Consider the following 8,176-nt stretch of genomic DNA (forward strand, 5'->3'; position numbering starts at 1 on the left):
TACAGAAGTTACCCATTCTCCATTCGGAGCGCCTGGATGGTAGAAGCGGCATCGAAGGTACGTTGAAGGCCAATCCAGAGGGTTTTGGCGCCGGGTTCTCCATCGCCCTTTCGGCCAAGGAAGCCGCCGAGTGAGGCGATCAATCGGATCATTTCGTTGAGCGTAGGCGGTCCTGCGGGACGCGCCTTCTTGGCCAGCAAATAGGCGCCTCTGATCTCGTCAGCGTGGAAAAACAGCGCGGCGTCCAGGTCCGGGCAGGTTCTGCCCAGCCTCATGAGGCGGGCAATGCGCCACGCCACAATCATGTACAGCACCAGCGCCCGTTCCACGCGCTCCATCTGCGACAGCTGCAACGCTTCCACCTTGCAGCCGGTTTTCAAAACATTAAAAAACAGTTCAATTTCCCAGCGGGCACGATACCAGTCGATGAGTTCGATCACGGCATGCCGATCCTGCGCCTGCCGGTTCGTCAGCAAGCGCCATACCACCGGCGTCACGCCTGCCGGCGCACCAATCTCCCGCGCCATCACGCACGTCACACCAAGCGCTCTCTTGCCTGGCAGCGTGATGCGGCTTGCCCGTAATTCCTGCCTGACTTCGCGCGCCTTCTGCCCGGCGCGTCCCGGCAGAATAAAGGTAATCTCGCCGAGCACCTCACCGGCTTGCACCTTATCCCACAGCTTGCCTCCCTCGGCCAGCGTACGGTTATGCTGGCAACGCACTAACCAGTCTGCAGGATGGCCCAGTGCATCAGCCCGCTCCATGAGCGCGGCAATATCGCCTTCCCGATCCGCCACATACACCAGGCGGGTAGCGGGTAAGTTCGCCGCCTGTTCGGCAACCCGTTCATAACTCTCGATCCAGCGGGTACTTTCCTTAATGCCCCCACGGTGTCCATTCTCGTCCAGCGCCTCGCGGGCCCACATCCAGGCATCCAGAATCCCCAACGGTTCCCGGTCCGGCGTAACGGCGTAGGTCGGGTGCAGGTACATCCCGCGCTGCGCTTCGAAGCTCAACGGCCCCAAGCCCTCCATGTCTTGGCCATGGAAATCAAGTTCCGTCGTGTCGGCAATACACAGCACCACCGCATGCGGCTGCATGCGCTCGGCCGTGCGTGCCCAGTGCGGCTGCATCATGTCGCCCCATTCCACTTCCTCGTTGCCGAGAAAGCGATAGGCCGCCATGGTTTCGGACCAGCCGTCGCAGGCGCCCGGAATGCTCGCCGTTGGCTTGGCCGCCAGACGCTTCATCAACTCCTTGGCGCGCCGGTCGCGCCTGGGATCACCCAGATCCAGCGCTTCAAATTCCGCGTCCACCCATTCCCCTGACTCGTTACTCATCGGCTTGTCAAAAGCACAGAGTAAACGCGAATTCATCCCGGTTTACAACCCCGCACTACACGTATCCTTCAACTTTCTCTGTGTCGTGTGCGCTCAGCAGATCGGACTTGTGTATAACGAGATGGTTCCAGGAAGCGGCGCGCTGCGACCAGATCGCGTTTGGCCGTGAGCAGGAAGTCGACGGTGTCGCCATCACGGTCGACGGCGCGATAGAGATACTTCCATTGTCCTGCGACCAGCACATAAGTCTCATCCATGCGCCAACTGCCGCCAACCGGGCGTTTTCGGCGGCGGAACGCCACGGCCAGTACCGGCAGAATCTTGAGCGCCCAGCGGTGGATGGTTGTGTGATCGACGCATACGCCGCGCTCATGCATCATTTCCTCGATGTGCCGCAGGCTCAGCGGATAGGCGACATACCAACGCACGCAGGTCAGCATCACTTCCAGCGGATAGTGCAGTCGCTTGAGCACTTTGCTTAAGGCCTCGTTCATCGGCAGTCGTCCCGATCAAATCGCCGACTGTACCAGATGCGCCTTATTGCAACGGAACCCGCGTACGTGGCTCCAGGCCCGCCATACCTTCGGCTTCGTACCGCGCAATGACTTTGGTCACGGCCGTATGGCTTAACCCAACATCCTGCGCAATCTGCATCTTTGTCCGGCCGCGCTTGTACGCGCGGATGACCTGTCGCCGCCGTTCATGTTGCTCAGCCGGGCTAAGCTTTCTTGCATCGTCTTTGTCCATAAACTCTTGGACCGCAAGACTCCCTACTAATTCAAACTATTTGCGGGCCGGATCTATAATGTATTGAAAACCGGCTGCAAAGTGGAAGCATTGCAGCTGTCACAGATGGAGCGCGTGGAACGGGCGCTGGTGCTGTACATGATTGTGGCGTGGCGCATCGCCCGCCTCATGCGGCTGGGCAGAACCTGTCCCGACCTGAACGCCGGGCTGTTCTTCCATGCTGATGAGATCAGAGGCGCCTATTTGCTGGCAAAGAAAGCGCGCCCTGCAAGACCGCCTACGCTCAATGAAATAATTCGGTTGATCGCCTCACTCGGCGGTTTCCTTGGCCGCAAGGGCGATGGAGAACCCGGTGCCAAAACCCTTTGGATTGGTCTTCAGCGCCACCGCTTTAAAGGTATTACTTCACGAGTCCATCTTTGAGTACGCGCGCCGTTGCGACATGTCGTCGGACGAGGGCTGCGGAAGCGAAGCCTTTCTTGGTTTCGTTTCTGGTACTTCGGGGATGCTTGCGTAATGCCTTCGGATTGGCATGGCGGGCCATCTGCAACAGCACTCGCGCCAGTTCTGCTGTCGTCAGCTTGTCATAGCGATCCCAGGCAGCAGGCGCTACCGCCATCATCATGCCGGCATAGTGGGTGCGGATTTCGTCAGCGAAGTAGAACGAAGAGAGTTCCAGCTCACTGCTGTGCAATTCATGCGCACTCCAGACCGCACTCTGCAATACCGCCAGCGTGTTATACGCAAGGACCGCCACGCCGAAGGCTAGCAAGGCCGCCCGCGGATGTCCCAGCGTGACGACCTCGCTGTGCAGCACCGACTCCAGGCGCTGAAACAGCGATTCGATTTGCCAGCGCTGGCGATACAGGCGCCAATCCGGCGCGGCGTGAACTGGGACGCCGGCAGATTACTCAGCAGTCGGATCGTCGTATCGCCGTCTTCGGTCGCGCGCTCCAGATGCAATTCCACCCGGCGCAGCCGCAGACGTTGTCCCGCATTGTCCTCGACTTCCACCGCCTGCTCATACACCGTGCCGGCTTCAATTCTTCCCCGGTACTGCACGGACTCCAACGACTGCGGGTTCGGTGTACGGCCGTGTTCGCGCACGATAAAACTGCTGCCCTGATCATGCAAACCGCAAAGGATGCGTCGCGTGCTGAAGTTGCGGTCGGCAAGCCACAACTCGCCGGGCTGCGCCTGGCGCTGCGCCAGTTCCATCAGGCTGCGTTCCTGGGCATGGCCATCCTCACACGGCACCAAATCGACCACCAGATCCAGATCCGGGTCGTACACCACCAGCGACTGTCCTGGCAAGGCCGCGCCGCGAAACCCACGCAGTGGTTTCAGCCGTTTCTCGCTGGCCGGCAGATGATTGCCGTCGACAATCCTCAGCCGATAGCCAGGCACCGTGGGCATCTTGGCGCTCATCATGGGTATGAGCATGTCATGTAGGCGCACGGCGCTTTGCTGCACCAGCGCCCGCACCAGCGAGGGGTGGTACGCCGGATCTTGTCGTACAGGGCTTGCACCGAGACCGGCAAGTCCTTGCAAGCCTTGGCGGCCGCATGCACCGACGGGCGCAGTCCCACCGCCACGACCGACATCAATTCCACCGTGGTGGAAAACAGCAGCTCCCGGGTGTACTGGGTGCCGCCAGCTCGCTCAAACAGTTCGTCTATCCACGCCGGTTCCAGCGTCCGTTGCAGCGCCAGTCTGGCCATGACCGTCACCAAGCTTTGCTCAACACAACGTTCCACCACTGCATCCATGACCATCGCACACCTCCAGAAATCATTAGAGGAAGTTCCGATTGTCTAGTGCGGCGACTTTCGATCAGTCTAGCGCGGTTATCGAATTAATGTAGGGTATATCCGCAGAGTTGGAACCAGCCGTTGGCATCGGATTCGGTGATGTGGTCAATGGCTTGTGTGAGCGCTTCGTCGAGGGCGGTGCGAGTACGGGCTTTGGCTTTTCGCAGACTGGCTTTGAGCTTGGACCAGCAGCTTTCGATGGGCGAGTAGTCCGGCGAGTATGGCGGCAGGTAAAGCAATTGCGCCCCCGCGGCTTCAATGGCCTCTCGGATGCCGCTGACCTTGTGGGTGCTGAGGTTATCCATGATGACGATGTCACCGGGCACCAGCGTGGGCACGAGCACCTGCTCCACATAGGCCCGGAACACCGCCGTGTCGGTGGCACCCTCCACCGACATGACCGCATCGAGCCCGGTACAGGACAGCGCCCCGAGGATGGTCACATTGCGCCCAAAGTTCTTTGGCACGGCGTCCGGTACCCGCTGGCCGTACGGAGCGCGGCCGTACCGTCGGCTCATGGCGATGTTGCAGCCGGACTCGTCGACGAACTTCAGCTGTCGGCAAGGGTAGGCGGCGAGTTGTGCACGGTATTGCTGGCGTGCCAGTAGTACGGCCGCCGTGTCCCGTTCGCTGGCATGAATGGTTTTTTTTTGCGCCGCATGTGCAGCCGCTGCAGTAATCGATGCACACAGCTGATGCTCACTGTCAGTCCACATTGCGTCTGAAGCCGCTCGGCGAGCTCGGCCAGGGTCAAGTCATTTTGCTCAGCCAGCCAGCGCTGCACCTGTTCACAGGCTGCCGCATCGAGCAATCCCGGACGGCCGGCGCGCTTGCGGTCGGGTTCCAAGGCTCCGGTGCGGCGATACAGCCGCAGCAACTTCTCGACAAACGCCAGGCTGACACCAAAGAAGCGGGCCACTTGTGCCTGCGAGGCTGTACCGCGCTCACAGGCCTGGACCACTTTGCGTCGTAGATCCACGGAATAAGCAGCGCCCATGATGACCTCCTCAAGATGGCGAAGCTTATGGTTAGACCGCATTAATTTCGCCGCATTCCACCATCTAGCATTCCGAAAACCGCGCTAGGAATCACCTTTAAAGCGGTGGTCTTCAGCGCACCATGGATGCTGCCTCTACTATCCAAGCGCTCCGCATAGAGGATCCGTAACTTGTGTATAACGAGATGCGTTGAAGCGGCTATTGTGGCCTCACCCAGTTTGGCCAGCAGCTTGCCAATCGCGGTGAGTCCCAGCTTCATCCCGAACTTCTGCTCGATCAGTTCCGCCACAACTGTCCGTGTCCTCAGCCCGAAGTCCAACCCCTACTGGCGGGGATCTTGGCCATTCACCCAGCTAAACACTTGCTTCTCTTGGTCGGGCGTCAACTCGGTGGCCGTCCAGTGGTCAGCGTCGATTCCAAGGCTTGATCTCCGCCTTGCGCGGCAGCCGCCAGCCACTTGTAAATCGTCGTGCGGTTGAACCCGTACGAGGCAATCACCTCCACCGGAGGTTCGCCTTCCCGGACTCGCTCAATGGCCATCAAACGGATCGCTTCCAGCGTTCGATGATCGAATGTGCTTCCGTCTCGTTTCATGGAAGATTCGATTACACCACTGGTAATGCGTTCCGGATTTGTCGACTAACTTTGCGACCGCTTAGTAAGAGCGGCCGCGCGTAAGCTGACACAATTCGAGAAAACCAAGGATGCCTGCGGTTCGATATTTTTGCTTATGCAAGAGAATGTGGAACGCACGCGTCAGCCGTAACATCGGCGTGGGAAGGCAAACAAGTGTCCCTAGACGTACTGCCTCAGTGACTGCGATTTTCGGCAAGCAGGAAATTCCCAGCCCACTCTCCACGGCCCGCTTGATGGCTTCCGTGCCCCCGAGTTCCATTGACAATCCGACCGTTCCTAGCTGGCTTGTCAGCAGTTGCTCCACTACTTCCCGCGTGCCAGATCCGCGTTCCCTTAAAATCCAGTCGGCTTGTCTCAACGACGACACGCTCAATTCCTGTTGTCGCGCCAGGGAATGATCGGGTGCGCTGAAAATAGCCAGCTCGTCATGCTGCCAGAATATGGTGTCCAGCTCAGGGGTGACGCACGGACCTTCGACGAATCCAATGTCGAGTTCGAAGTGACGGACTGCGTCAATAATTTTTTGTGTGTTGCTCACTTCGAGCCGGATCCGGCTGCCTGGACGGCTTGCATTGAAGCCCCCGATCATTTTTGGCAGCAAGTAGTTTCCAATTGTCGAGCTTGCACCCAAGTGCAAGTCAACGGCGCGCTCATCACGCTGAAACATCTGTGCCATCTCTTGTGCCCAGTCGATCATTTGCACCGCTCTCGGATACAAGGCGCGGCCATCATCGTTCAAAGACAACCGTTTGCCGACCCGGTCGAACAGTCTGGTGCCCAACTGGTTCTCGAAATCCGCAAGCGCCATGCTTGCTGCAGACTGGGTTAAGCCAATTAAGGCAGCCGCCTGAGTGACATTCCCCTTTTGGGCGGTCGCCACAAAAACCTCGATGTGCCTAAGCGTCGTCCGCAACATGGCCTTATCAACTGCGCTGATTAGTTATATAAATATAACCTGTTTTTATAATTAATGCATGCGGCGTACTCTTGTGTTCAGCAACCACCACAAGGGGATCAGTAATGCAGACTTCCGCATACACGTGGCGCCAGTACGGTTGGGGACTCGCCCTGGCCGGATTTATCGCAGCGGCAGCCATACAAGGAGCGACGCTTCCTACAATGGAACATTGGGGGCTGAGCGCTCTTACGCTCGCGATCCTCATCGGCATTGTGCTTGGCAACACCGTATTTTCGGGGTTTGCCAAGCCGTGTGCTGCGGGGGTCGACTTTTCCAAGACAAAACTGCTGCGCATAGGAATCGTCTTGTTTGGGTTCCGGATCACTTTTCAGCAAATCAGCGACGTCGGATTGGCTGGCATTCTGATCGACATTCTAATTATCGGCTGCACATTCCTGCTTGCGGTTCAGCTCGGCACGCGCCTTTTCAAGTTGGATCGACAGACTGCGATGCTCATTGGCGCAGGCAGCTCCATCTGTGGTGCGGCGGCGGTCATGGCCGCCGAACCAGTGGTGCATGGACAAGCGCACAAAGTGTCCGTGGCGGTTGCCACCGTCGTCATCTTCGGAACGCTGGGCATGTTCATCTACCCCTTGTTCTACCCATATCTTCATCTCTCGGAGGTGGGCTACGGAATGTATGCCGGTTCCACCATCCACGAGGTCGCACAAGTGGTCGTGGCAGGAAAGTCGGTGAGCGACTTGGCAGCGTCAACGGCCGTCATCGAGAAGATGCTTCGGGTAATGATGCTGGCTCCGTTTTTGGTGCTCCTCAGCAACCGCATTAGCCATGAAGACGACGCGACAAAAGGCTGCCGGCACATCACCATTCCGTGGTTCGCCGTCTTTTTCATCGTGACCAGCGGCATCCACTCCCTGCATCTTGTTCCGGAAATTGTTGTGCATTGGATCATTCATACTGATACGGTATTGCTCGCCATGGCAATGAGCGCGCTGGGATTGCGTACACATGTCGGTGCCGTACGACAGGCAGGACTCAAGCCGATTCTTTTAGCAAGCACGCTTTTTCTTTTTCTGATGATCGGCGGGTATATCATTAATCGCATCGTCACTACGCTTCTGGCATAGCTGCGCCCGTCGGCGGCCGCCATGTGCGTTCGGGCCGCTCAGGCGCTCGGGCCCTTGGCCCGACGGACTGCGCCAGCCTGACCGCTTCCGTCTTGAATTCTTCCGTGTACTGAGGTGGCCTGTCAATGATGGACACTCGCGTCTCAAGCGGCCTGCCGATGTTTGAAGGTGTCTGCAAACGCGGCAGGAGATAGATAGTCGCACCTGCAGAATTCATCTGATACCAATCCCGAGTCATAACGATCCGGGGTGGAGCGACAGGTGTGCCCAGCTGCGGGTGCACAAAGAGCGGATGGCGCCGGGGATCTGGGTAAAGGCATTCCAGGCCGCACAGCAGGCGCCCACAATATCCTCATAGCTGTCGTAACACCGATTCGCCAGACTGCGATCGCGCAGTTGCTGCCAGACCTGTTCAGCCGGATTCAACTCCGGCGATCCCGCCGGCAGCAGCAATAACGACACGTTGGGAAAGTGAGGTCAGCTGAAAAAAGTGTATGCCAACGTTTCGTAAAATTGAGGAACGGAGGCATAGATGAATCGAGTACCGAAAGCGCGATATACAAAGGAATTTCGTGAGGAGGCGGTCAAGCTGGCGGAG

6 protein-coding genes and 5 pseudogenes are annotated in these 8,176 nt (G+C 58.3%); 2 read left to right on the forward strand and 9 right to left on the reverse strand.

What is annotated here, in order from left to right; all coding sequences use genetic code 11:
- Nucleotides 1-8: 8 nt before the first annotated feature.
- From JJB74_RS30840 to JJB74_RS30850, 3 genes and pseudogenes are all read right to left on the reverse strand, one after another.
- Nucleotides 9-1,340, reverse strand: coding sequence for an IS4 family transposase (locus JJB74_RS30840; protein WP_200598401.1), 1,332 nt, complete (start codon nucleotides 1,338-1,340; stop codon nucleotides 9-11).
- A gap of 125 nt (nucleotides 1,341-1,465) precedes the next feature.
- A pseudogene (locus JJB74_RS30845) lies at nucleotides 1,466-1,834 on the reverse strand (IS6 family transposase); the annotation flags it as partial.
- Between the two features lie 58 nt (nucleotides 1,835-1,892).
- Nucleotides 1,893-2,087, reverse strand: a pseudogene (locus tag JJB74_RS30850) (helix-turn-helix domain-containing protein); the annotation flags it as partial.
- 54 nt (nucleotides 2,088-2,141) lie between these two features.
- On the opposite strand from JJB74_RS30850, the pseudogene JJB74_RS30855 reads away from it, so the two are divergent.
- Nucleotides 2,142-2,510 (forward strand): annotated as a pseudogene (locus JJB74_RS30855) (IS4 family transposase); the annotation flags it as partial.
- Here JJB74_RS30855 and JJB74_RS30860 read toward each other — a convergent pair.
- The 5 genes and pseudogenes from JJB74_RS30860 to JJB74_RS30880 form a co-directional block, all read right to left on the reverse strand.
- Nucleotides 2,488-3,808: pseudogene (locus JJB74_RS30860) on the reverse strand (IS4 family transposase). The pseudogenes JJB74_RS30855 and JJB74_RS30860 overlap by 23 nt on opposite strands.
- A gap of 134 nt (nucleotides 3,809-3,942) precedes the next feature.
- Nucleotides 3,943-4,539: an IS630 family transposase gene (locus JJB74_RS30865; protein ID WP_325170204.1), complete on the reverse strand. Its 597-nt coding sequence runs from the start codon at nucleotides 4,537-4,539 to the stop codon at nucleotides 3,943-3,945.
- Nucleotides 4,449-4,895 (reverse strand): helix-turn-helix domain-containing protein, encoded by a 447-nt coding sequence (locus JJB74_RS30870; protein ID WP_200598398.1) that lies wholly within the window; start codon nucleotides 4,893-4,895, stop codon nucleotides 4,449-4,451. Before JJB74_RS30870 ends, JJB74_RS30865 begins: the two co-directional genes overlap by 91 nt.
- Nucleotides 4,896-5,107: 212 nt before the next feature.
- Nucleotides 5,108-5,490, reverse strand: a pseudogene (locus JJB74_RS30875) (helix-turn-helix domain-containing protein); the annotation flags it as partial.
- 61 nt (nucleotides 5,491-5,551) lie between these two features.
- Nucleotides 5,552-6,448 (reverse strand): LysR family transcriptional regulator, encoded by an 897-nt coding sequence (locus tag JJB74_RS30880; protein ID WP_200598399.1) that lies wholly within the window; start codon nucleotides 6,446-6,448, stop codon nucleotides 5,552-5,554.
- Between the two features lie 104 nt (nucleotides 6,449-6,552).
- Between JJB74_RS30880 and JJB74_RS30885 the strand changes: the two genes are divergently transcribed.
- Complete coding sequence (locus JJB74_RS30885) at nucleotides 6,553-7,578, forward strand: YeiH family protein (RefSeq protein WP_200598400.1); 1,026 nt, start codon at nucleotides 6,553-6,555, stop codon at nucleotides 7,576-7,578.
- A gap of 234 nt (nucleotides 7,579-7,812) precedes the next feature.
- Here JJB74_RS30885 and JJB74_RS30890 read toward each other — a convergent pair whose 3' ends face one another.
- On the reverse strand, nucleotides 7,813-8,040 hold the full coding sequence (locus JJB74_RS30890) for a hypothetical protein (RefSeq protein ID WP_407672447.1): 228 nt from the start codon (nucleotides 8,038-8,040) through the stop codon (nucleotides 7,813-7,815).
- Between the last annotated feature and the right edge of the window lie 136 nt (nucleotides 8,041-8,176).

This window comes from Noviherbaspirillum pedocola (assembly GCF_016632335.1).
In the GTDB taxonomy this organism is placed as follows: Bacteria; Pseudomonadota; Gammaproteobacteria; order Burkholderiales; family Burkholderiaceae_D; genus Noviherbaspirillum_A; species Noviherbaspirillum_A pedocola.

Excerpts from the sequence above, each read along its gene's own strand:
- JJB74_RS30840 (WP_200598401.1), bottom strand. The coding sequence starts at position 1,340 with ATGAGTAACGAGTCAGGGGAATGGGTGGACGCGGAATTTGAAGCGCTG.
- JJB74_RS30870 (WP_200598398.1), bottom strand. The coding sequence starts at position 4,895 with ATGGGCGCTGCTTATTCCGTGGATCTACGACGCAAAGTGGTCCAGGCC.
- JJB74_RS30880 (WP_200598399.1), bottom strand. The coding sequence starts at position 6,448 with ATGTTGCGGACGACGCTTAGGCACATCGAGGTTTTTGTGGCGACCGCC.
- JJB74_RS30885 (WP_200598400.1), top strand. The coding sequence starts at position 6,553 with ATGCAGACTTCCGCATACACGTGGCGCCAGTACGGTTGGGGACTCGCC.